General features: G+C 69.5%; 20 protein-coding genes. 7 read left to right on the top strand and 13 right to left on the bottom strand.

Going from position 1 to position 23,481, the window contains the following annotated elements; all coding sequences use genetic code 11:
- Positions 1-107: 107 nt before the first annotated feature.
- Positions 108-1,934, top strand: a complete 1,827-nt coding sequence (locus OAW74_RS13575) for an AMP-dependent synthetase/ligase (protein ID WP_262874897.1) — start codon at positions 108-110, stop codon at positions 1,932-1,934.
- A gap of 136 nt (positions 1,935-2,070) precedes the next feature.
- On the opposite strand, the gene OAW74_RS13570 is transcribed toward OAW74_RS13575, so the two are convergent.
- Genes OAW74_RS13570 through OAW74_RS13560 form a run of 3 tightly spaced genes read right to left on the bottom strand, consistent with a single transcriptional unit; the run spans position 2,071 to position 7,641 of the window.
- On the bottom strand, positions 2,071-2,562 hold the full coding sequence (locus OAW74_RS13570; protein ID WP_262874896.1) for a peptide deformylase: 492 nt from the start codon (positions 2,560-2,562) through the stop codon (positions 2,071-2,073).
- 5 nt (positions 2,563-2,567) lie between these two features.
- A complete protein-coding gene (locus OAW74_RS13565) occupies positions 2,568-4,178 on the bottom strand; it encodes a MinD/ParA family ATP-binding protein (RefSeq protein WP_262874895.1) in 1,611 nt (536 codons plus the stop codon).
- A gap of 55 nt (positions 4,179-4,233) precedes the next feature.
- Positions 4,234-7,641, bottom strand: coding sequence for a pyruvate carboxylase (locus tag OAW74_RS13560; protein WP_262874894.1), 3,408 nt, complete (start codon positions 7,639-7,641; stop codon positions 4,234-4,236).
- A gap of 72 nt (positions 7,642-7,713) precedes the next feature.
- Here OAW74_RS13560 and OAW74_RS13555 point away from each other — a divergent pair, with 72 nt between their 5' ends.
- The gene (locus tag OAW74_RS13555; RefSeq protein ID WP_262874893.1) at positions 7,714-8,535 is read left to right on the top strand and encodes a ParA family protein; all 822 of its coding nucleotides are present in this window, start codon (positions 7,714-7,716) and stop codon (positions 8,533-8,535) included.
- A gap of 122 nt (positions 8,536-8,657) precedes the next feature.
- On the opposite strand, the gene OAW74_RS13550 is transcribed toward OAW74_RS13555, so the two are convergent.
- The 3 genes from OAW74_RS13550 to OAW74_RS13540 all read right to left on the bottom strand — a co-directional run bounded on the left by OAW74_RS13550 (position 8,658) and on the right by OAW74_RS13540 (position 10,498).
- Positions 8,658-9,221: a MerR family transcriptional regulator gene (locus OAW74_RS13550; protein WP_378734030.1), complete on the bottom strand. Its 564-nt coding sequence runs from the start codon at positions 9,219-9,221 to the stop codon at positions 8,658-8,660.
- A gap of 78 nt (positions 9,222-9,299) precedes the next feature.
- Complete coding sequence (gene ftsR, locus OAW74_RS13545; protein WP_262874892.1) at positions 9,300-9,989, bottom strand: transcriptional regulator FtsR; 690 nt, start codon at positions 9,987-9,989, stop codon at positions 9,300-9,302.
- Positions 9,989-10,498, bottom strand: a complete 510-nt coding sequence (locus OAW74_RS13540) for an FHA domain-containing protein (protein ID WP_378734027.1) — start codon at positions 10,496-10,498, stop codon at positions 9,989-9,991. Before OAW74_RS13540 ends, ftsR begins: the two co-directional genes overlap by 1 nt.
- A gap of 185 nt (positions 10,499-10,683) precedes the next feature.
- Here OAW74_RS13540 and OAW74_RS13535 point away from each other — a divergent pair, with 185 nt between their 5' ends.
- Positions 10,684-11,037 carry a hypothetical protein gene (locus OAW74_RS13535; RefSeq protein WP_262874891.1) on the top strand — a complete coding sequence of 118 codons (354 nt, stop codon included), beginning with the start codon at positions 10,684-10,686 and terminating at the stop codon, positions 11,035-11,037.
- Between the two features lie 63 nt (positions 11,038-11,100).
- On the opposite strand, the gene OAW74_RS13530 is transcribed toward OAW74_RS13535, so the two are convergent.
- Positions 11,101-11,502 carry a hypothetical protein gene (locus OAW74_RS13530; protein ID WP_262874890.1) on the bottom strand — a complete coding sequence of 134 codons (402 nt, stop codon included), beginning with the start codon at positions 11,500-11,502 and terminating at the stop codon, positions 11,101-11,103.
- Between the two features lie 119 nt (positions 11,503-11,621).
- On the opposite strand from OAW74_RS13530, the gene OAW74_RS13525 reads away from it, so the two are divergent.
- Together OAW74_RS13525 and lpdA are read left to right on the top strand one after the other, a co-directional pair.
- Complete coding sequence (locus tag OAW74_RS13525; protein ID WP_262874889.1) at positions 11,622-12,269, top strand: copper resistance CopC family protein; 648 nt, start codon at positions 11,622-11,624, stop codon at positions 12,267-12,269.
- 10 nt (positions 12,270-12,279) lie between these two features.
- Positions 12,280-13,680, top strand: a complete 1,401-nt coding sequence (gene lpdA / locus OAW74_RS13520; RefSeq protein ID WP_262874888.1) for a dihydrolipoyl dehydrogenase — start codon at positions 12,280-12,282, stop codon at positions 13,678-13,680.
- Between the two features lie 52 nt (positions 13,681-13,732).
- On the opposite strand, the gene OAW74_RS13515 is transcribed toward lpdA, so the two are convergent.
- The gene (locus OAW74_RS13515) at positions 13,733-14,359 is read right to left on the bottom strand and encodes a CYTH domain-containing protein (RefSeq protein ID WP_262874887.1); all 627 of its coding nucleotides are present in this window, start codon (positions 14,357-14,359) and stop codon (positions 13,733-13,735) included.
- Positions 14,352-14,579, bottom strand: coding sequence for a response regulator (locus tag OAW74_RS13510; protein ID WP_262874886.1), 228 nt, complete (start codon positions 14,577-14,579; stop codon positions 14,352-14,354). Before OAW74_RS13510 ends, OAW74_RS13515 begins: the two co-directional genes overlap by 8 nt.
- A gap of 67 nt (positions 14,580-14,646) precedes the next feature.
- Between OAW74_RS13510 and OAW74_RS13505 the strand changes: the two genes are divergently transcribed.
- Positions 14,647-15,378: a glutamine amidotransferase gene (locus tag OAW74_RS13505; RefSeq protein WP_262874885.1), complete on the top strand. Its 732-nt coding sequence runs from the start codon at positions 14,647-14,649 to the stop codon at positions 15,376-15,378.
- Between the two features lie 93 nt (positions 15,379-15,471).
- On the opposite strand, the gene OAW74_RS13500 is transcribed toward OAW74_RS13505, so the two are convergent.
- Positions 15,472-17,982, bottom strand: coding sequence for a glycogen/starch/alpha-glucan phosphorylase (locus OAW74_RS13500; protein ID WP_378734023.1), 2,511 nt, complete (start codon positions 17,980-17,982; stop codon positions 15,472-15,474).
- Positions 17,983-18,129: 147 nt separating this feature from the next.
- Positions 18,130-19,119, bottom strand: coding sequence for a YihY/virulence factor BrkB family protein (locus OAW74_RS13495; protein ID WP_262874884.1), 990 nt, complete (start codon positions 19,117-19,119; stop codon positions 18,130-18,132).
- A gap of 163 nt (positions 19,120-19,282) precedes the next feature.
- Here OAW74_RS13495 and OAW74_RS13490 point away from each other — a divergent pair, with 163 nt between their 5' ends.
- A complete protein-coding gene (locus OAW74_RS13490; protein ID WP_262874883.1) occupies positions 19,283-20,953 on the top strand; it encodes a GspE/PulE family protein in 1,671 nt (556 codons plus the stop codon).
- A 152-nt stretch (positions 20,954-21,105) separates the two neighbouring features.
- Here OAW74_RS13490 and OAW74_RS13485 read toward each other — a convergent pair whose 3' ends face one another.
- The gene (locus tag OAW74_RS13485) at positions 21,106-22,344 is read right to left on the bottom strand and encodes a type II secretion system F family protein (RefSeq protein ID WP_262874882.1); all 1,239 of its coding nucleotides are present in this window, start codon (positions 22,342-22,344) and stop codon (positions 21,106-21,108) included.
- Positions 22,344-23,480 (bottom strand): type IV pilus twitching motility protein PilT, encoded by a 1,137-nt coding sequence (locus OAW74_RS13480; RefSeq protein ID WP_262874881.1) that lies wholly within the window; start codon positions 23,478-23,480, stop codon positions 22,344-22,346. The genes OAW74_RS13485 and OAW74_RS13480 overlap by 1 nt, the downstream gene beginning before the upstream one ends.
- Position 23,481 lies beyond the last annotated feature (1 nt).

The raw sequence follows: 23,481 nt of genomic DNA, 5'->3' as shown, positions 1-23,481 counted from the left end.
GGGCCGGTCCGCCGCAGGGCGACGCGTGGGGGGCTCGCGGCCCCTCGGCTAGACTCGGCGCAAGGAGTACCCGATATCCCCCCTGTACCGGTACCGAAGGAGCTGCCGTGGATCAATTCGAAGTCCCCGCGATCGTCCCCGCCGACGCGAACGCCAACATCGCCGACCTGCTCGTCGAGCGTGTCAAGGCCACGCCCGATCGCGCACTGTTCGCGGTGCCCGACGGCGACAGCTGGCGCGACATCTCGGCCAAGGAGTTCGAGACGCAGGTGATCGCACTGGCCAAGGGATTCGTAGCAGCGGGCATCGAGCCCGGCGACAAGGTGGGATTCGTCGCCCGCACGACGTACGACTGGACCCTCGTCGACTTCGCGCTCTTCTACGCCGGCGCCGTCATGGTGCCGATCTATGAGACGAGCTCGGCGGCGCAGATCCAGTGGAACCTGGCCGACTCCGGCGCCATCGCGATCATCACCGAGCTGGCAGATCACACCGAGCGGTTCGAGCAGGCGCGCGCCGAGCTGCCCCTGATCCGTTCGGCCTGGGCGATGCACGCCGGTGCGCTCGACGCCCTCGTCGCCGAGGGGGCCTCCGTCGCCGACGAAGAGATCGTGCGTCGCCGCCAGATCGCGAACGGCTCCGACATCGCGACCCTCATCTACACCTCGGGCTCCACCGGGCGGCCCAAGGGCTGCGTGCTCACGCACAGCAACTTCGTCGAGCTGGCGCGCAACTCGGCCAAGTCGCTGCACGAGGTCGTCGAGATGCCCGGCGCCTCGACGCTGCTGTTCATCACGACCGCGCACGTGTTCGCGCGGTTCATCTCGATCCTCACGGTGCACTCCGGCGTCAAGACCGGCCACCAGCCCGACACCAAGCAGCTGCTGCCGGCGCTCGGCTCGTTCAAGCCGACGTTCCTGCTGGCCGTTCCCCGCGTCTTCGAGAAGGTCTACAACTCGGCCGAGCAGAAGGCCGAAGGCGGCGGCAAGGGCAAGATCTTCCGTGCGGCGGCGAAGACCGCCGTCGAGCACTCGACGCTCCTCCAGGACGGCAAGAAGGTGCCGCTGGGCACGAAGATCAAGTTCGCGCTGTTCGACAAGCTCGTCTATTCGAAGCTGCGCGAGGCCATGGGCGGCCGCGTGAAGTACGCCGTCTCGGGCTCGGCGCCGCTGGGTCCGCGCCTGGGGCACTTCTTCCACAGCCTCGGCGTCACGATCCTCGAGGGCTACGGCCTCACCGAGACGACGGCGCCCGCGACGGTCAACACCGCGACCAAGTCGAAGATCGGCACCGTCGGTCCCGTGCTGCCGGGCGTCGGCATCCGCCTCGCCGAAGACGGCGAGATCCAGGTGCGCGGCATCAACGTGTTCAAGGAGTACTGGCGCAACCCCGAGGCCACCGCGGCCGCCTTCGACGGCGATTGGTTCCGCACCGGCGACATCGGCTCGTTCGACAGTGAGGGATTCCTCACGATCACCGGGCGCAAGAAGGAGATCATCGTCACCGCGGGCGGCAAGAACGTCTCCCCCGCGGCGCTCGAAGACCCGATCCGCGCGAACCCTATCGTCGGCCAGGTGGTCGTCGTCGGCGACCAGAAGCCGTTCATCTCGGCCCTGATCACCCTCGACCCCGAGATGCTGCCGACGTGGCTCGGCAACAACGGGCTGCCCGCCGACATGTCGCTGGCGGATGCCGCCGCCCACGGTGCCGTGCGCGCCGAGGTGCAGCGGGCCGTCGACGAGGCCAACACGTTCGTCTCGCGGGCCGAGTCGATCCGCAAGTTCGCGATCCTCGCGACCGAGTGGACCGAGGCCAGCGGCCACCTCACGCCCAAGATGAGCATCAAGCGCAACGTCATCCTCGACGACTTCGCCGCCGAGATCGACGACATCTACACGGTGCCGGTCTCGACGACCACGACGTCGCTGGGCTGACGCCGCACGCTGAAGGCCCGGACCCCTGCGGGGCCCGGGCCTTCAGCATCCCTCCCCACCCGCAACTTGGCACCTGTGGTCGCCTGACCGCCCCTCAGAACGACAAGAGCCGCCAAGTTGCGGGGAGGGAAGAGGGTCAGAACCAGTCGGACTCGCGGATCTCGCGCATCGCGGCCTTGCGCTCGTCGGGTGTCAGCCGTGAGAGATAGAGCTTGCCGTCGAGATGGTCGGTCTCGTGCTGGAGCATCTGGGCCATGAGGCCCGTGCCCTCGAGCACGATCTCGGCACCGTCGAGGTCGATGCCGACGACCTTCGCGTAGGGCGATCGCACGGCGTCGTGCCAGAGGTTCGGCACCGACAGGCATCCCTCGCCCATGGGCTCGGGGTCGCCCGAGACCTCGACGAGCACGGGATTGAGCACATAGCCGATGTCGCCGTCGATGTTATAGCTGAAGGCGCGCAGCCCCACGCCGATCTGCGGAGCCGCGACACCGGCGCGGCCGGGGAGCGCGACAGAGTCGAGCAGGTCGGCCACGAGAGCCCGCACACCGTCGTCGATCTCGTCGATCGGGGCGCACTGCTGGCGCAGCACGGGGTCGCCGAACACCCGGATGGGTCTGACCGTCATGACGCTCAGGCCGCCGTCGGCGTCGCGGTGCGCAGCCCCTCGACCACGACCGCCGCGAGCTGCCGAGCAGCCTCGCGGGTGGCCGGCTGCAGGTCGGAGAACGCGATCGCCGACCCCGCCGCGATGTGCGGGTCGTAGGGCACGCGCACCACCGAGCGCACGCGCGTGCGGAAGTGCGCCTCGAGCTCGTCGGCGCGCACGAGCGGTGCGCCTGGGCGAGAGTTGTTGAGCACGACGACCGAGTTGCGGGCGGCGGCGGCATAGCCGTTGCTCTCGAGCCAGGTGAGCGTCTCGGATGCGAGTCGCGCCTCGTCGACGGTGAGCCCCGCGATGATCACGAGCTGGTCGGCGAGCTCGAGGGTCGCGCCCATCACCGAGTGGACGATGCCGGTGCCGGTGTCGGTGAGCACGATCGAGTAGTAGTGCGCCGCGACGGCCGCGACGTCGTGATAGTCGCGGTCGCTGAAGGCCTCGGCGACGCGCGGGTCGCTGTCGCTGGCGAGCACGTCCAGGCGCGTGTCGTCGCGGGCCACGATCGTCGACACGTCGTTGAAGCCGTCGACCTGACCGCGGGCGCGCACGAGGTCGCGCACGGTCTTGCCGCTGCGGTGCGCGATGCGCTCGGCGAGCGTCCCGCGGTCGGGGTTGGCATCGATCGCGATGACGCGGTCGTCGCGCGCGTCGGCCAGGGCCATGCCCAGCAGCGTCGTGACGCTGGTCTTTCCCACGCCGCCCTTGCGGCTCATCACCGGCACGAAGCGAGCGTGACCTGGGAGAGGCGCCGCGATGCGGCGATCGAGGTCTTTGCGGGCCTTCGCGCGCTTGCCGTCGCCGAGGTTGATGCGGTGCCCCGAGAGCGAATAGACGAGGTGCTGCCACGTGCCCTCCGGCTCGGGCCGCACGACGTGGTGCGGGTCGAGCAGCCGGTCGGCGGTGAGCAGGTCGGCGGATTCGCGGTCGGGTTCGAACTCTCCCACGCGCTTCGAGGTCATCGGGGTCTCCAGCAGGTGGGCTTCTCGGCGGGTGGCGGGGTGCGAGCCGGTCGTCGTGGCGACGACGGCGGATGCTGTCGCGTCGGGCTGTGCGGCCTCGGCAGCGGGCTCGACGAGGTCGGGCTCGGGCTCCGCGGGCTCGGCGGGCTCGGCGGCGACAGCGGTCTGCGGCGCGAGAGTCCACGTCGCGGTCGAGCCGACGGGCGCTGCGCGCACCTCGTCGTCGGGCTCATCGGCAACGGATTCCGCAGCCACGGGCTCTTCCTCGGCGGCGGCCGCCTCGGGCGCGTCGTCGCCGATGGCGGGGGCCGCGGCATCCGCCTCGTCGTGCACCAGCTCGGCGTCGTGGATCTCTTCCGTCGGCACTGCGCCGGCGGGCTCGTCGATGATCTCGCCCTCGATCGTGTCGACGGCGGGCTCGTCGATGGCGTAGGCGACCTCGTCTCCGATGACGTCGTCGTCGACCAGATCGTCGTCGTCACCGGCCGGGAGGGTGACGCTGACCTGCGCCGTGTGCGTTCCGAGGATGCCCAGGCCTGCAGACGAGAGGCTGCCGGTCTCGGTCAGCACTCCGTTCTGGTCGTCTTCGTCGGCCGGCGGAAGGTCGGTGCGGTCGGGCGTCAAGGCGTGTCACTCCAAGGGGAATTCGGGCGGGCGGCTCTGGCCACCGCCCTCCAGGCTACTGGGAGGGGCGGATCACGACCAACAGATCGCCCGCGTCGACCTGCGCCGTGGGCCCGATCGCCAGCCGTTCGACGACCCCGTCGACGGGCGCCGTGATGGCGGCCTCCATCTTCATCGCCTCGATCGAGGCGACAGGCCGCCCCGCCGTCACCTCGTCGCCGACGGCGACCTTGAGGGTCACGGCGCCGGAGAAGGGGGCTGCCACCTGACCGGGCTTGGAGGTGTCGGCCTTCTCGACCTGGCGGGTCTCGACCTTGATCGAGCGGTCGCGCACGAACACCGGCCGCAGCTGACCGTTGAGGGTCGTCATGACGGTGCGCATGCCCTTGGCGTCGGCCTCGCCGATCGCCTCGAGTCCGACGTACAGCTGCACGCCCGGATCGATCTCTGCGACGTGCTCTTCGCCAGGCTTGAGGCCGTAGAGGTAGTCGGGGGTGCCGAGGGCCGAGAGGTCGCCGTAGGTGTCGCGGTTGCGCTCGAACTCGCGCGCCGGAGCGGGGAACATCAGCCTGTTGAGCGTGCGGCGTCGGGTCGGGGTGTCGCCGGCGAGGCCCTCCGATTCCTCGGCGGTGATCGGCTGGATCTCGATCGAGACCTCCTTGCCGGCGAGCACCTTCGAGCGGAAGGGCTCCGGCCAGCCGCCGGGCAGATCGCCGAGCTCGCCGGCCATGAACCCCACGACCGAGTCGGGGATGTCGTAGTTCTGCGGGTTCTGCTCGAAGTCCGCGGGGTCGGCCTTGGCGGCGACGAGCGCGAGGGCAAGGTCGCCCACGACCTTCGACGACGGCGTCACCTTCGGGATGCGGCCGAGGATGCGGTCGGCGGCGGCATACATGTCTTCGATGCGCTCGAAGTCGTCGGCCATGCCCAGGGCGATCGCCTGCTGACGCAGGTTCGAGAGCTGCCCGCCGGGGATCTCGTGGTGGTACACGCGCCCGGTCGGGCTGGGCAGGCCCGACTCGAACGGGCGGTAGAGGTGGCGCACCGCCTCCCAGTACGGCTCGAGGTCGCTGACGGCCTGCAGGTCGAGGCCCGTGTCGCGCTCGGTGTGGGCGAGGGCGGCCACCAGGGCCGACAGGGAGGGCTGGCTGGTCGTGCCGGACATCGGTGCGGCTGCGGCGTCGACAGCATCCGCCCCCGCCGCGCTCGCGGCGAGCAGCGTCGCGAGCTGGCCGCCCGCGGTGTCGTGCGTGTGCACGTGCACCGGAAGGTCGAACCGCTCCCGCAGCGCCGCCACGAGCTTCGCGGCGGCCGCGGGGCGCAGCAGGCCCGCCATGTCTTTGATCGCGAGGATGTGGGCGCCGCTGGCGACGATCTCGTCGGCCAGGCGCAGGTAGTAGTCGAGGGTGTAGAGCGGCTCGGCGGGGTCGAGCAGGTCGCCCGTGTAGCAGAGGGCGACCTCGGCCACCGCCGTGCCGGTCTCGAGCACCGCGCGCACGGCGGGCGTCATCTGCGAGACGTCGTTGAGCGCGTCGAAGATGCGGAAGATGTCGATGCCGGTGGATGCCGCCTCTTTCACGAACGCATCGGTCACCTCGACCGGGCGCGGCGTGTAGCCGACGGTGTTGCGGCCGCGGAGCAGCATCTGGATCGGGATGTTGGGCATCGCATCGCGCAGCGCCTCGAGGCGCTCCCACGGGTCTTCGGCGAGGAACCGCAGCGCGACGTCGTAGGTCGCCCCGCCCCATGCCTCCACCGACAGCAGCTGCGGCGTCATGCGCGCGACGTGCGGCCCGACGCGCACGAGGTCGCGGGTGCGCACGCGGGTGGCCAGCAGCGACTGGTGCGCGTCGCGGTAGGTGGTCTCGGTGACCGCGAGCGCCGTCTGCGCGCGCAGCGCCTGGGCGAAACCGGCGGGGCCGAGCTCGCGCAGCCGGTCGCGGTTGCCCGCAGGGGGTGCCGCCTGCAGGTCGATCTCCGGCAGCTTGCTGCCGGGCGAGACCGACAGCGGCTTCTCGCCGTAGGGGCGGTTGACCGTCACGTCGGCGAGCCAGTTGAGCAGCTTCGTCGCCCTGTCGCGCGAGGGGTTGCTCGTGAGCAGCTCCGGCCGCTCGTCGATGAACGAGGTGCTGAGGTCGCCGGCGACGAAGGCGGGATCGTCGAGCACGGCGCGCAGGAACGGGATGTTGGTCGACACCCCGCGGATGCGGAACTCGGCGAGGGCCCGCTTCGCGCGCGCGACGGCTGCGGGGAAGTCGCGCCCGCGGCAGCTGAGCTTGGCCAGCATCGAGTCGAAGTGCGGGCTGATCTGGGATCCTGCGGCCGTCGTGCCGCCGTCGAGGCGGATGCCGGCGCCGCCAGGCGAGCGGTAGGTCGTGATGCGGCCGGTGTCGGGGCGGAAGCCCTGCGAGGGATCCTCCGTGGTGATGCGGCACTGCAGGGCGGCGCCGCGCAGGTGGATGTCGTCTTGGTGGAGTCCGAGCTCTGCCAGGGTCTGGCCCGCGGCGATGCGCATCTGCGACTGCACGAGGTCGACGTCGGTGACCTCTTCTGTCACGGTGTGCTCGACCTGGATGCGGGGGTTCATCTCGATGAAGACGACCTCGCCGGTGCGGGGGCCCGCCGTCTCGAGCAGGAACTCGACGGTGCCGGCGTTGACATAGCCGATGGAGCGCGCGAAGGCGACGGCGTAGCGGTGCAGGTCGGCGCGGATGCCGTCGTCGAGGTTCGGCGCCGGCGCGATCTCGATGACCTTCTGGTGGCGCCGCTGCACCGAGCAGTCGCGCTCGAACAGGTGCACCGTCTCGCCGGTGGCGTCGGCGAGGATCTGCACCTCGACGTGGCGGGGACGCTGCACGGCCTGCTCGAGGAAGACCCGAGGGTCGCCGAAGGCGCTCCCCGCCTCGCGCATGGCCTCGGCGATCGCGGGGGCGAGCTCCGCCTTGGCCTCGACCCGCCGCATCCCTCGTCCGCCGCCGCCGGCGACGGCCTTGACGAAGATCGGGAAGCCGATCTCGTCGGACTGCGCCACGAGCGCGTCGACGTCGTCGGAGGCGGGGGTGGAGCGCAGCACCGGCACGCCGGCGGCGATCGCGTGCTCTTTGGCGGTGACCTTGTTGCCGGCCATCTCGAGCACCGAGGCCGGCGGCCCGATGAAGGCGATGCCGTTGGCCGCCGCCTTCTCGGCCAGTTCGGGGTTCTCGGAGAGGAAGCCGTAGCCGGGGTAGATGGCGTCGGCGCCCGACGCCTTCGCGACCCGGATGATCTCGTCGACGTCGAGATACGCGCGCACGGGGTGCCCGGTCTCGCCGATCTCGTAGGACTCGTCGGCCTTCTGACGGTGCAGCGATCCGCGATCCTCGAAGGGGAACACCGCGACGGTGCGCGCCCCGAGCTCGAAGGCGGCTCGGAAGGCTCGGATCGCGATCTCTCCGCGGTTGGCGACAAGGATCTTCTGGAACATGCGCAACCTCTCTGGGCTCCATCAGTGGGGCTGAGTGTGCTCACAGCCTAGGGGACGGTAACGTAGACCCTTGTGCACGTACTCTCCGTCAGCTCGCTCAAAGGCGGGGTCGGCAAGACAACCGTGACGCTGGGACTCGCTTCCGCCGCTTTCGCGCGAGGGGTTCGCACGCTCGTGGTGGACCTCGACCCGCAGTCCGACGTCTCGACCGGCATGGACATCCAGGTCGCGGGGCGGCTCAACGTCGCCGATGTGCTCGCCAACCCCAAGGAGAAGACGGTCCGTCAGGCCATCACCTCCAGCGGGTGGGCCAAGGTGCACCCCGGCACGATCGACGTCATGATCGGAAGCCCCTCGGCGATCAACTTCGACGGCCCGCACCCCTCGGTGCGCGACGTGTGGAAGCTCGAAGAGGCCCTGGCGACCATCGAGGCCGACTACGACCTCGTGCTGGTCGACTGCGCGCCGTCGCTGAACGCGCTCACCCGCACGGCGTGGGCGGCGTCCGACCGCGTCATCGTGGTCACCGAGCCCGGCCTGTTCTCGGTGGCCGCCGCCGACCGTGCCCTCCGCGCCATCGAAGAGATCCGCCGCGGCCTCTCGCCGCGCCTGCAGCCGCTGGGCATCGTCGTCAACCGCGTGCGCCCGCAGTCGATCGAGCACCAGTTCCGCATCAAAGAGCTGCGCGACATGTTCGGTCCGCTCGTGCTCTCCCCCCAGCTGCCCGAGCGCACGTCGCTGCAGCAGGCGCAGGGCGCCGCGAAGCCCCTGCACATCTGGCCAGGCGACTCCGCCCAGGAGCTCGCGGCCGACTTCGACGCGCTGCTGGACCGCGTGATCCGCACCGGACGCATCCCGGTGCCCGACGAGTTCGGCTCGACGACCCAGCGCTGAGCGGCGCCGAGCCCCGCTCGCGGGCCGGTTCTCGGCATCCGCGTCATCGATCGACGGAGCGGATGCGGCGACCTGGCGCGCCAGAGTGAGCCGAGGCGCTCAGGCGCCGGGCCGAGAGGGCGTCAGGCCGAGCGGGCCGCGCGGCGAGCGGCGAGCTCGTCGACGGGGTCCGGCAGCTGCGGGTCGAAGTCGAGCAGGCTCGACTCCACCTCGGTGAGCACCTTGCCCACGGCGATGCCGAAGACGCCCTGACCGCGGCTGACGAGGTCGATGACCTCGTCGTTCGAGGTGCACAGGTACACCGAGGCGCCGTCGCTCATCAGGGTCGTGCCGGCGAGATCGCGGATGCCGGCGGCACGAAGCTGCTCGACGGCCACGCGGATCTGCTGCAGCGAGATGCCGGTGTCGAGCAGACGCTTGACGAGCTTGAGCACGAGGATGTCGCGGAAGCCGTAGAGGCGCTGCGAGCCCGAGCCGGAGGCGCCGCGTACGGTCGGCTCGACGAGCTCGGTGCGGGCCCAGTAGTCGAGCTGGCGATAGGTGATGCCGGCGGCGCGGGCGGCGACCGCGCCGCGGTAGCCCACCTCGTCGTCCATGGCCGGCAGACCGTCGGTGAAGAGGAGTTCGGTGACGAAGCTGTTGTCGTCGGCGCCGTCGCGAGTGTCCACGCGCGTCTCCTCTCTCATCGGATCATCCCCACGCTAGATGAGCATCGGGCCTCGGGCAACGACATCCGGCCGAGCGGGCTCGGCGTGTCGCGGCGGTCAGTCCAGCAGCTTCTCCAGCGCCGTGCGCACGAACACCGCACGCACCTCGTCGAGCCGCTTCGCGAGCTCGGGCGCGAGCTCGGCGCCCCGCGTGCGGGAGGCGCCGTCGGTGCGCCGCAGCAGCGGCGCGAGCGCCGAGGCGATGAGGGCGACGTCGCGCTCGGCGCTCTGGCGCATCGAGCGCAGGTGCCGCGGCTCGATGCCGTGCCGGTCGAGGGCGACCAGCGCCCGCAGCGTCGCCACCGACTGGTCGGCGTAGCTCTCTGCGGCGGGCACGAGCCCCGCGCTCACAGCGTCGTCGAGCAGCTTGGCGGTCGCACCGGAGGTGTGCAGCAGCTCGTCGCGGCGGTAGCGGCGCCCCGTCGCGACGATCGAGGGCGGTGCCGCTGTCGGCACCCCGGCATCGCCGCCGGCGTCGCGCTCGTTGAGGAAGTCGCGGATGACGCTGTGCGGCATGAAGTGATCGCGCTGCAGCGTGAGGGCGAGCCTCACCCGCTCGAGGTCCGCCGGCGAGTACTTGCGGTACGACGACTCGGTGCGCACCGGGGTGACGATCCCCTGCGACTCCAAGAAGCGCAGCTTCGACGCGCTCAGCCCTGGAAACTCGGGCGAGAGCCGCGCCAGCACTTGACCGATGCTCAGATACCCCGCGGAAGACGAGCGTTCGCGGGCGGGTTCGGCCGCCATCATCCTTCGGACGTCTGCGGAAGGTCGGCGGGCGAGACGAAGAAGTTGAGGCGGAACTTGCCGACGCGCAGCTCGGAGCCGTTGCGCAGCACGGCGCGGTCGGCGCGTTCGCCGTTGACGTAGGTGCCGTTGAGCGAGCGCTGGTCGACCAGTTCGAACACCGTGCCGGTGCGGGTGATCTCGGCGTGACGGCGCGAGACAGTGACGTCGTCGAAGAAGATGTCGGCCTCGGGGTGACGGCCCACCGTGGTCACGTCGGTGTCGAGCAGGTAGCGGGCCCCTGAGGTGGGACCCGACCGCACGATCAGCAGCGCGGCGCCCGAGGGCAGCGCCTCGATCGCCTCGACCTCGGCCTGGCTGAGCTCGGCGCCGAAGGGCACGAACGACAGGTCGGAATCGTGACCGAAGGTCTGCGTCGTGTCGGAGGAGCGCTCACCGCGCACGGCGTCGGAGTCGCCCCCAGCCGCCCGCAGCACATCGTCCCGTTCGGGTCGGTCATTCTCCTGCACGCTGCGCCTCCTCGGGGTCCAGCCTAGTTCATCGACCACCGGCAGAACGGATCAATTCGCGGCCGCGGCGGGGCACGCCGAAGCTGCGAGGCCGTATGTGTCGCCGTGTGTCGGTCGGGATGCCGACGTGCGGTGACGCGCCTAGCCTGACGGGGGTAATAGAACTTATCGAGCAGGAGCCCATCGTGTCGACCCCCATCCACCGCATCCCGCCCCTTCAGGTGCGTGAGGCTGCGGCGTGCATGTGCGTCCACGGCGAGCGCTGCTCTTCTTTCGCCCCCGGCCACGCCCTGCACCTCATCCAGGCGCGGCTGGCCGCGGCCACCCCGTCGGACTGGGTCGACGCGATCGTCGAGCGCGTCGACGAGGCCTCCGGCGAGGTCGTCGTGCGCCGGATCGCGGATGCTGCGCCGGTCGCGCTCTGGAACGCCGAGGGCGCCGCGGCACAACTCACCGCGGGCGCGCCGGTGGCGCTGCATTCGCGCTACGACGTGCTGTCGGCGGGAAGCCGCCGTTTCAACATCGCGCTGATCGGCTGAGGCGTTTCGTCTCGGGCGCTGCGCGCCCTCGCTCAACGACCGGGGGCCCGGGCGCCTGGTCGGTCAGGCCGACGCCATCATCATGTCCTTCATGGCCATGCAGGCGTCCATGCAGGCCTGGCACGACTGAGCGCACATCTTGCACACGGCGCTCATGTCGGCGTGCTCCATGCACATGTCCATGCAGGTCTGGCACATGGCGATGCAGGCGTCGAGCATGGCCATCATCGATGCCGGCGTCATGCCCTGCATCCGCATCATCGAGCGCATCATCGTGTTGCACATGTCGGCGCAGTTCATGCAGGCCGGCGCGCAGTCGTGCATCTGGGTCGAGCAGATCGTGCATGCCTGCTCGCAGGCCGAGCAGGCGTCCATACACGCCTGCATCACGGCCATGTCCATCGACTCCATCCCGGGCATCGACATCATGTCCTTCGACATGGCGCCCATCATCATCGCGTCCATCACTCGCCTCCGGGTCACGCGGCGGGAGGTGCCCCGCCTCTTGCCGTCATGCTAGGCCGAGGGCCTGCACCGCGGAACCCCGCGATACCCTCGAGAGCGTGTTGTCACAAGGAATTCACATGCCTCGCACACGTCTCGCGACCGTGCTCGCCGCCCTCCTGCTGGCGATCGCCGGCGTGCTGCTCTCGGCCGCGCCGGCCAGCGCGCACGACGAGCTGCTCTCGACCGACCCCGCCGATGGCGCAGCCCTCGAGGCGGCGCCCGCCGAGATCACGCTGACTTTCAGCGGCGATATCGCGTCCGACGAGGGGGCGACCGAGATCGCCGTGACCGATGCCGAGGGCACCGACCTGCTCGACGGCTCGCCCATCGTCGTCGACAACACCGTCACCCAGACGCTGGTGCCGGGCACGGGAGAGATCACGGTGCTGTGGAAGGTGGTCTCGAGCGACGGCCACCCGATCTCGGGGCAGTTCGGATTCACCGTGGCCGCCGCGAGTGCGCAGCCCTCGGCATCCGCTTCGCCGACGGAGTCGGTCTCGGCCGAGCCGTCCGCGAGCGCCGAGCCCTCGGCCTCCGCCACTGCGACGACGGCGCCGGCCTCGGACGACACCACCTTCGGGCAGGCGTGGCCGTGGGTCATCGGCGGCATCGTCGTGATCGGGCTCGCCGGTGCCGTGCTGTATCTGCTGGTGTCTCGCGCGCGCCGCGAGAAGGCCCTCGCCGAGGCCCGTGACGCGGGATCCGGCCCCACCTCCGAGCGATAGGCTGAGAACCATGCCTCACTACGACGTCGTCATCCTCGGCGCCGGCCCCGGCGGTTACGTCGCGGCTGTGCGCAGCGCCCAGCTCGGCAAGTCCGTCGCGATCATCGAAGAGAAGTACTGGGGCGGTGTGTGCCTCAACGTCGGCTGCATCCCCTCCAAGGCGCTCCTGAAGAACGCCGACCTCGCGCACCAGGTGCTGCACAAGGCCGACCTCTTCGGCATCTCGGGCGACGTGCACTTCGACTTCGGCGTCGCGTGGGACCGCAGCCGCACGGTGGCCGCGACCCACGTCAAGGGCATCCACTTCCTCATGAAGAAGAACAAGGTCACCGAATACGAGGGCAGGGGCTCGTTCACCGGCCCGAACGCCATCACGGTGACCAAGGCCGACGGCGCCACCGAAGAGGTCACCTTCGACAACGCGATCATCGCGACCGGCTCCAAGGTGCGGCTGCTCCCAGGTGTGCAGCTGACCCCGAACGTCGTGACCTACGAGGAGCAGATCCTCACGCGCGACCGCCCGGAGTCGATCGTCATCGTGGGCGCGGGCGCCATCGGCATGGAGTTCGCCTACGTGCTGGCCAACTACGGCACGAAGGTCACGATCATCGAGTTCCTCGACCGGGCGCTGCCCAACGAAGACGCCGACGTCTCGAAGGAGATGGAGCGCCAGTACAAGAAGCTCGGCGTCGAGATCCTCACCTCCACGAAGGTCGAGTCGATCGTCGACGACGGCGCGAAGGTCACCGTGTCGTACTCGAAGAACGCCGACGGCGCGACCGGCCAGGTCGAAGCCGACAAGGTGCTCATGTCGATCGGCTTCGCGCCCAACGTCGAGGGCTTCGGCCTCGAGAACACCGGCGTGAAGCTCACCGACCGCGGCGCCATCGAGATCGACGACTTCATGCACACCTCGGTGCCGCACATCTACGCGATCGGCGACGTGACCGCCAAGCTGCAGCTGGCCCACGTGGCAGAGGCGCAGGCGGTCGTGGCGGCCGAGACCATCGGAGGCGCCGAGACCATGGCCCTGGGCGACTACCGCATGATGCCCCGAGCGACGTTCTGCTCGCCGCAGGTGGCCTCGTTCGGTCTCACCGAGGCGCAGGCCCGAGAAGCCGGCTACGACGTCAAGGTCGCGAAGTTCCCGTTCTCGGCCAACGGCAAGGCCAACGGCCTCGGCGAGCCGGTCGGCTTCGTCAAGCTCATCGCCGACGGCGAGCACCTCGAGCTGCTGGGCGGCCACATGGTCGGCCCCGACGTGTCGGAGCTTCTGCCCGAGCTCACCCTCGCGCAGAAGTGGGACCTCACCGCCCTCGAGGCCGCCCGGAACGTCCACACCCACCCGACGCTGTCGGAGGCCGTGCAGGAGGCCTTCCACGGTCTCGCGGGCCACATGATCAACATGTGACGCGGTTACGCAGAAGGCCCGGGCACCGCCCGGGCCTTCTGCGTTGAACGGCTCAGAGGCCGAGGGTGCGGGCGAGCTTGGAATCGGATGCCGCGACCCGGCCGCCCGCGGCGGTCACCGCATCCGTCGCCGCCGTCAGCAGCGCAGCGCGCGCCGCATCGTCGACCGGCGCGGCGGGGCCGAGCTCGAACTCCCACTCGCGCCAGTGCGACACGGTGCCCGACCGCTCGTCGAGGGCCGTGACGCGGTCGTCGACGAACTCGGCGACCACTCCCCCGTCGGCGTCGCACAGCTCGGTCGCGACCCGCAGATTCTCGATGCGGGCGAGCGGATGCAGCGGCTCGATCGACACCGAGCTCAGCGCATCGAGCGCTGCGGTCGGCACGTCGTCGACGCCCGAGCCGAGCGGCCAGTGCAGCTCGACGCGCCCGCCGTCGGCGCGCCGAGGACCCTTGATGTGCCAGCCCTCGTCGGGGCCGCCGGTGCGGCGGCGCAGGGCGTAGCCGGCGCGGCCGAGCGCGAGGTCGGCGGTGTCGAGGTAGCGCGCGTCGAGGTCGCGCGGCTCGGGCGCCGCCACCGAGGCGACACCGGGAAGATCCGAGAAGTCGGGCAGCGGCGTCGCGTCGTCGACGTCGAACTTCAGCTCGATCTCGACCGAGTGCGAAGGCTCGTCAGTCACGATCGTGGTCGGCGTCTGGCACGACCTCGTCTTCGGCCTGGACGAACCAGAACTCGGCCTGGGTCGGGCCGTCGCCCTCGCCGGTGTTCTCGAGGTCGCCCTTGCGCTGGTAGACCACCTGCGTCTCGGAATAGGGAACGATCAGCGAGTCGAGGTTCGGGTCGTCGAGGGGCAGCACCTGTCCGTCGAGCGGCCCTCCGTGCAGTCGTGCGATAGCCATGTGCCGAGCATATCCCCGGGCGCGGACGCGTCGGCCGGCACCCGCCGCGCTCGTAGAATCGAGGGTGATGAAGCCCTTCCTGCTGCTGGCGACCCGCGCCGAAGACGTGCCTGCCGACGAGGAGTACGAGCTCTTCCTGAAGTTCACCGGGCTCTCGCGCAGCGACCTCATCCGCGTGCGCATGGAGGCGGGACCGCTCGGCGAAGTCGACCTCGACGAGCTGTCAGGCATCTTCGTCGGCGGCGGGCCGTTCAATGCGTCCGATCCCGAGTCCAAGAAGTCCGACGTGCAGCGGCGCGTCGAGGCGGAGTTCCAGGGCCTCCTCGACGAGGTGATCGCGCGCGACTTCCCGTTCTTCGGCGCCTGTTACGGCATCGGCACGGTCGGCGTGCATCAGGGCGCCCTCATCGACGGCACGCACCGCGAGCCCATCAGCGTCATCGAGGTGACCCGCACCGCCGAGGGGCGCCGCGATCCGCTGCTGGCCGGCGTGCCGGATGTGTTCCCGGCCTTCGTCGGGCACAAAGAGGCCATCACGGTGCTGCCGCCGTCGGCGACGCTGCTGGCGGCCGGGGAGCGCTGCCCCGTGCAGATGTTCCGCGTGGGCAGCAACGTCTACGCCACGCAGTTCCACCCCGAGTGCGACGTGGAGGGCATCTCGACCCGCATCCGCGTCTACGCAGGGCACGGATACTTCGCACCCCACGAACTCGACCTCACGCTCGAGGCCGTTCGTCGCCTGCCGGTCGAGCACACCGGCAGCATCCTGCGCGCCTTCGCCGAGCGCTACGCCCGGTAGCCGCCGCCCCCCAGCCCGCGAGTTGGCAGCTGCTGCCGCTCGAACGGCCGCGCGAGCGACCGCAGGTGCCAACTTGCGGGAGGGAACAGTCCCTCAGAATGCCGGCGGCGTGTGCCAGATGCGGTCGATGTAGTCGCGCATCGACCGGTCCGACGAGAAGAACCCGCAGCGGGCGACGTTGAGGATCGCCGAGCGCGTCCAGGCGTCTTCGTCGGCGTGGGCCGCATCCACCTTCGCCTGCGCCTCGATGTACGAGGCGTAGTCGGCGAGCACCATGAACCGGTCGTCGTAGAGCAGGTTCGACACGACCGGCTCGAACACCGACCGGTCGCCGCCCGAGAACGCGCCCGAGGCGATGAGGTCCATCGCGCGGCGGAGTGACTCGTCGTGCTGGTAGAACTCCGCCGGCTTGTAGCCGCGTGCCCACAGCGCCTCGACCTCGGGCTCGGCCATGCCGAACAGGAAGAAGTTGTCGTCGCCGACCAGCTGGCGGATCTCGACGTTCGCGCCGTCGTCGGTGCCGATCGTGAGCGCGCCGTTGAGGGCGAACTTCATGTTGCCGGTGCCGGAGGCCTCCTTGCCGGCGAGCGAGATCTGCTCCGACAGGTCGGCGGCGGGGATCAGGCGTTCGGCGAGGGTGACGTTGTAGTTCTGCGGGAACAGCACCTTGAGGCGGCCCTGCACGCGCTCATCGGCGTTGACCACCGACCCGACCGCGTTGATGAGGTGGATGATGCGCTTGGCCATGGCGTAGCCGGGCGCCGCCTTCGCACCGAAGATGAAGGTGCGCGGCTGAACGGATGCGGCATCCACCCGGCCCGAGACGATGCCCTCGTAGACGGTGACGATGTGCAGCAGCTTGAGCATCTGGCGCTTGTACTCGTGCAGGCGCTTGACCATGACGTCGAGCATGTGCCCGTCGCTGACCTCGAAGCCGTCCCTGGCGCGCAGCACGTCGGAGAGCACGCGCTTGTTGGCGGCCTTGACCTCGCGGAACGCGGCGCGGAAATCGGGGTCTTCCGCGTACGACTCCAGCCCCCGCAGCCGCTCGAGGTCGGTGAGCCAGCCGGTGCCGAGAGCGGAGGTGATGAGCTCGGACAGCTCGGGGTTCGCGAGCCGGATGAACCGCCGCGGCGTGATGCCGTTGGTCACGTTGGTGAACTTGCCGGGGAAGAACTCGTTGAAGTCGGGCAGCACCTTGTCGCGCAGCAGCTGCGAGTGCAGCTCGGCGACGCCGTTGACCTTGGCGCCGGCGACCGTGGCGAGGTAGGCCATGCGCACCGAGCGCTCGGGGAACTCCCCGATGATCGACATGTCGCGCAAGCGGATCTCGTCGTCGCCGAAGCGCTCGCGCACCTCGAGCAGGAACTCCTCGTTGATGCGGTAGATGATCTCGAGGTGGCGCGGCAGCAGGCGCCCGAGCAGCTCGACCGACCACACCTCGAGCGCCTCGGGCAGCAGCGTGTGGCACGTGTAGGCGAAGCACTTCTGGGTGATCGCCCACGCGGCATCCCACTCCAGCTTCTTCTCGTCGACGAGCACGCGCATGAGCTCGGGCACCGCGATCACCGGGTGGGTGTCGTTGAGCTGGAAGATCACCCGGTCGGCCAGGTTCTCGAGGCCGAAGTCGTCGGCGACCATGTGATCGAGGAAGTCGTGGATGGATGCCGCAACGAAGAAGTACTGCTGCTGCAGGCGCAGCTCCTTGCCCTGCGGCGTGGAGTCCTCGGGGTAGAGCACCTTGGAGATGTTCTCGGCGTAGGTCTGTGCGCGCACGGCCTCTTCGTAGTCGCCCGAGTTGAACACCCGCAGGTCGAACGAGTTGGTGGCCTGCGCGCTCCACAGCCGCAGCGTGTTCACCCGGCCGTTGAGGTAGCCGGGCACCATGTAGTTGTAGGGCACGGCGCGCACGTTCCACGACGGCACCCAGCGGCTGCGGGTGACGCCCTCGTCGTCGTAGGTCTCGGTGTGACCGCCGAACGAGATCGTCTGGGCGAACTCGGGGTGCGGGAACTCCCACGGCGAGCCGAGCTCGAGCCACGCGTCGGGCTGCTCGACCTGCTGGCCGTCGACGAAGGTCTGGCGGAAGATGCCGTATTCATAGCGGATGCCGTAGCCGATGTTCGGCACGCTCATGGTCGCGAGGGAGTCGATGAAGCAGGCCGCGAGGCGCCCGAGGCCGCCGTTGCCGAGGCCGGGCTCGACCTCCTGGGCTCGCAGTTCTTCGATGTCGATGCCGCACTGGGCCATCGCCTCGGTGGCGATGTCGGTCAGGCCGCTGGCGAGCAGGTTGTTGTCGAGCTGCCGGCCGAGCAGATACTCGGCCGAGAGATAGCAGACGCTCTTGGACTGCGTCACGCGCTGACGGCGCAGGTCTTCGAGCCAGCGCGCCATGAGGTAGTCGCGCACCGTCATGGCGAACGCGAAGTACTGGTCGTTGGGGCTGGAGGCCGACAGCGGCACACCGCGCTCGTAGTTGAGGTTGCGCAGGAACTGCCGCACGAAGCCGTCGACGTTGCTCGCCGGGCCTGTCACGGGGGCGAGGGCGAGGGGGTGCGTCGCCTCGAGCGCGCCATTGGGACCGGTCACAGTTTCTTCAGACACCTCTACAACGTACGACAGCGGACACCGCCGGCGCATGCCGATCGTCGAGTCGTAACAAGAGCCTTACCGATCCGACATTCACGTTTGTGGTCCGACCACACGTTCTCGCACGTCTCGCTCAGACTGCGGCAGACTCGATGGCCTCTGTCACGCCTTCGCGGCCTCGGCCGCCGCACCCTCGCGCGCGGCGTCGAGTTCGCGTGCGGCGAGGGCGACGGCATCCTCCGCCTGCTGCACGCGGCGCTGCGCGAAGGTCGGCGCGCCGAACCGCGCACGCACGCGGTCGTGACGCTCCGCCTCGAGCGTCACGATGAGGGCACTCGCGATGAGGATCACCTGCGCCGACAGATTGACCCACAGCAGCAGGGCGACCAGCGACGCGAACGAGGCCAGCAGCGGGTTGGAGGTCGCTCCCCCGACGAACAGCCCCGACAGCTGCTGCAGCACGGTCAGGCCGACGGCCCCTGCGAGCGCGCCGATCCACAGCGATCTCGCGGCGGGCTTCAGCCCCGACAGCACCCGGAACGCCACCGCGATCACGGCGGCGTCGAGCGCGAAGACGATCAGCACCGAGATCGAGATCGTGGCGAACCCGACCGCCGGGTCGTCTGCCGAGAGCCCGAGCCAGCCGGTCACGAGCCCGAGGCCCGCCGTCGCGCCCATCGTGACCGCCGCCGATGCCGCCAGCGCGAGGCCGATGCCGAGCGCGAGCGCGAGGTTGCGCAGCAGCACCCACACGAACATCACATCGTCGTGCACCTGGCCGGCGATGATGCGCATCGCCGTGCGGAGCGACCCGATCGCGCCGATCGCGGCGCCGATGAGTCCGACCGTGGCCAGCACACTCGCGACCGACAGGCCCGCGGGGGCCGGGATCGACGAGGGGTCGATGAGGCCGCCGTCGCCGACGAGGCCGGGGATGGCAGCATCCACGGCGTCGATGAGCGCGTTCCACGCCGTGGGGTTGCCAGCGAGCCAGAGAGCCGCGATCGAGAAGCCCAGCAGCACGCCGGCGAAGACGCTGAACAGGGTGCGGTAGGTGATGCTGTCGGCGAGCATGGCCCCTCGGCGCTCGCTGTAGAGCAGGAACGCGCGCACGGGCGCCAGGCTCAGCGCCCAGGCGATGATCCGCTTCATGACGGCAGGCTATCGGGGCGGATGCCGCGGGCCGGGCGGGTTGACAGGCACGGGTGCGGCATGCCGAGGCGTGAAGTCACATCAGTCACATCCGTCACAGAAATCTCGCTATTCACACGGATGCCTGCGGGGGCATAGGATATGGCCGGGGAGAGGGGTTCCGGTGAAAGGACTCGCCGAAACTCTCGTGCGCGCTGGGGCGGTGCACGAAGAGACAATGAGGAGTGCGGTCGCAGAATACGGGGAAGGTCCGGAGCTGCAGCAGCACCTGATCTCGTCGCGTCTGGCGACCGAGGTGCAGGTGGCCCAAGGCATCGCTGCGAGCACGGGCTTTCCGTATATCGACCTGACCACGGTCACGCTCAACGCCGAGGTGATCGGCACCGTGCCCGCGGCCCTGTGCCGCCGCTACCACCTGATCCCGGTCGAGCGCGGCCGCCGCGCACTGACGATCGGCATGCTCGACCCGACCGACCTCATCGCGCTCGACGACATCGCGACCGTCACCGATCTGAACATCCGGCCCGCGGTCGTGGCCGCCGACGCCCTCAACACGGCGTTCACCCGGTTCCTGCGCTCCGACGAAGAGCTCAGCGACCTCTCGGAGCAGATCGGCGAGATCGCCGCCGCCGAGGGCTCCCCCGGCTCGACCGAGTCGCTCGACGACACAGTCGACGACGCGCCGATCGTGCGGTTCGTCAACCTGCTGATCACGCAGGCCATCAGCGACCGTGCCAGCGACATCCACATCGAGCCAGGCGAGAAGCAGCTCACGGTGCGCTACCGCATCGACGGCGTGCTGCACGAGATGCAGAAGGCCGACCGAGCGATTCAAGACGGCGTCATCTCGCGGCTGAAGATCATGGCATCCATCGACATCGCCGAGAAGCGCAAGCCGCAGGACGGCCGCCTGTCGGTGACCCACGAGGGGCGCAAGGTCGACCTGCGTCTGGCGACGCTGCCGACGGTGTGGGGCGAGAAGATCGTCATGCGAATCCTCGACAACACGGCGCAGTCGCTGTCGCTGAAAGACCTGCGCTTCTCGATGATCAACGAGAAGCGGTTCACCGAATCGATCACGCGCCCGCACGGCATGGTGCTCGTGACGGGGCCGACCGGCTCGGGCAAGTCGACGACGCTCTACACGGCGCTGAACACGGTCGCCAACCCCCGCATCAACGTCATCACGGTCGAAGACCCGGTGGAATACCGCATGGCCGGCATCAACCAGGTGCAGGTGAACTCCCGCGCGGGCATGACCTTTCAGGCGGCGCTGCGCTCGATCCTGCGATCCGACCCCGACGTCGTGCTCGTCGGCGAGATCCGCGACCAGGAGACGGCGACGATCTCGATCGAGGCGGCCCTCACCGGGCACCTCGTGCTCTCGACGCTGCACACCAACGATGCGCCGTCGGCGCTGACGCGTCTGACCGAGATGGGCTGCGAGCCGTTCCTGGTGGGCACGGCCCTCGCCGCCGTCGTCGCGCAGCGCCTGGCACGACGGCTGTGCCTGAACTGCCGCGAGGCCTACCACGAGTCGCGCGACGTGCTCGAGTCGGTGCGCTTCCCCTACAACCCCGCCGACCCTCCTGTGCTCTTCCGCGCCGCGGGGTGCACCGAGTGCTCGGGCACGGGCTACCGAGGCCGCGTCGCGCTGCACGAGATCATGTCGCTCTCGGACGAGCTCGAGAAGATGGTCGTCGCCCACGCGACGGGCACCGAGCTGCGCATGGTGGCCCTCAAAGAGGGCATGGTGTCGCTCCGGGAAGACGGCTTCAGCAAGGTGCAGCAGGGCGTCACGACGATCGAAGAGGTGCTGCGCGTCTCGATCTGAGCTGCGCAGCGGATGCTGCGGCGCACCCGCCCCCGCTGATCGAGTAGGCGGCGCAGCCGCCGTATCGAGATCACAGCCGACCGACCCGAGTGGTATCGGGTGCCGGCCGAGCCCCCAAGCCCCTCTCCGCCGGCACCCGAGCCTGTGGCCGATCAGCCGCTCTTGGCGACCTCGCCGTAGATCGAGAAGATCGGGAGGTACAGCGAGACGACCATGCCGCCGATGATCACGCCGATGCCGACGATGAGGATCGGCTCGATCGTGGCGGTGAGCTGCTCGGTGGCGGTCTTGACCTCGCCCTCGTAGAAGTCGGCGATCGAGGCGAGCATGTCGGCGAGCGTTCCCGACTCCTCGCCGACCGACACCATCTGCGCGACCATCGGGGGGAACACCTCGGCCTTGGCCAGCGGCGCCGAGAACGAACGCCCCTGGCGCACCGAGTCCATCACCTCGGTGACGGCCTGCTCGATCTTCCAGTTGTTCGAGGCCTCGCCGACGATCGCGAGCGCCTGGATGAGCGGCACACCGGACTTGAGCATCATCGACAGGTTGCGGGTGAAGCGCGAGACGGCGATCTTGGTCGCGAGCGGACCGAAGACGGGCAGCTTGAGCTTGAGCGGGTCGACGAAGCGCCTCACCTTCTCGTCGTTCTTGTGCCGCGACCACCAGATCCAGAACACGACGCCGACGACCACCAGCAGCGGCAGGATCCAGACCATGTTGTTCGAGAGCATCACGAGGATCTGGGTGGGCAGCGGCAGCTCGGAGCCGAATCCCTCGAACATGCCCTTGAAGATCGGCACGACGAAGGTGATCATCGCGAAGGCGCCGAGGATCGCGATGACGAACACGACGATCGGGTAGGTCGTGGCCGCCTTGATCTTGTTGTGCAGCTCGGCTTCGCCCTGATAGGTCTCGGCGATCGTGTTGAGCGCGTCCCCGAGGAAGCCGCCCGCCTCACCGACCTTGACGATGCTGATCATGAGCGGGGGGAAGACGTCCGGATGCTGCGCGAAGGCCTGCGAGAGCGACATGCCCGACTCGACGCCGGCGTGCACGGCGACCAGCGCCTTCTGCAGCTTCTTGTCCTCCGCCTGCTCGATGAGGATCGACAGCGTGCGCATGAGCGGGAGGCCGGCGTTGATGAGGCCCGCCATCTGCTTCGAGAAGACGGCGAGGCTGTCGACTTTGACGCGCTTCTCGAACCCGGGGATCGAGATCTCCTGATTCAGGCCGGTCTTCGACAGCTCGACGACCTCGAGCGGCGTCAGGCCCTGCGCCCGCAGCTTCGAGGTGACCGCGCTCGTGCTGGCGGCCTCGATGACCCCCTTGACGACGTTGCCGACCTTCGCGTCGACGGCTCGGTAGCTGTATTCCTGAACGAGCGACATCAGTGCCCCCATCCGGCGGGCTCGGGTGCCCGCACGCTCCACGCCTCGGCGTCGTAGTCCTTCGGCCGCACCCGCACGCCGTCGAGCGTCGACGGGTCCATCGCGAACGAGCGCGCGACCTGCAGCGCCAGCGAGCCGTCTTCGACGAGGCGCTTGAGGTCCTGATCGAGCGTGTGCATGCCGAGCGATCCACCCGCCTGCAGCATCGAGTAGATCTGGCTCACCTGACCCTCGCGGATGAGGTTGGCGATGGCGGGAGTGTTGATCAGCACTTCGGTGGCGATGACGCGCCCCTTGCCCTGCGCCTTGGGCAGCAGGGTCTGGCTCATGATGCCCTGCAGCGTGTCGCCCAGCTGCGTGCGCACCTGGTCCTGCTGCGAGGGCGGGAAGGCGTCGATGATGCGGTTGATCGACTTGGCGGCGCTCTGGGTGTGCAGTGTCGACAGCACGAGGTGGCCGGTCTCGGCGGCCGACAGGGCCGTGGAGATCGACTCGGGGTCTCGGAGCTCGCCGACGAGGATCACGTCGGGGTCCTGACGGAGGATGCGCCGCAGTGCCTCGGAGAACGACGCCGTGTCCGACCCGATCTCGCGCTGGTGGATCAGCGACATCTTGCTGGTGTGCTGGAACTCGATGGGGTCTTCGACCGTGATGATGTGCGAGGGCATCGTGCGGTTGACGATGTCGATCATGGCCGCCAGGGTCGTCGACTTTCCCGAGCCGGTGGGGCCGGTGACCAGCACGAGGCCGCGGGGGCGCTTGACGAGGTCGGCCGCGACCAGCGGCACGCCGAGCTCTTCGAGCGGAATCGCCTTCTCGTTGATGAAACGCAGGGCCGCCGCGACATCGCCCAGCTGACGGAAGACGTTGACGCGGAACCGCGCGACGCCGGGCGCGTTGTATGAGAGGTCGACCTCGCCGCGCTCGGCGAACTCCTCGTACTGCTCGCGCGAGAGCAGGCCGCCGACGGCCGATTCGATCCAGGCGGGAGTGGTGGCGAGCTCGAAGCCGGGGATCGGCACGAGGTCGCCGTCGACGCGCATGCGCGCCGGCTGCTTGGCGGTCAGGTGCACATCGGAGGCACGGGCGGTGAGCGCCGTGCCGAGCATGGCGTGCAGATCGTCTGTGGCGGTCATG

Source organism: Microbacterium fluvii (assembly GCF_025515205.1).
Classification (GTDB): domain Bacteria; phylum Actinomycetota; class Actinomycetes; order Actinomycetales; family Microbacteriaceae; genus Microbacterium; species Microbacterium fluvii.
Note: the sequence above shows the minus strand (reverse complement) of the source record. Positions and strands in the feature narration are given on the sequence as shown.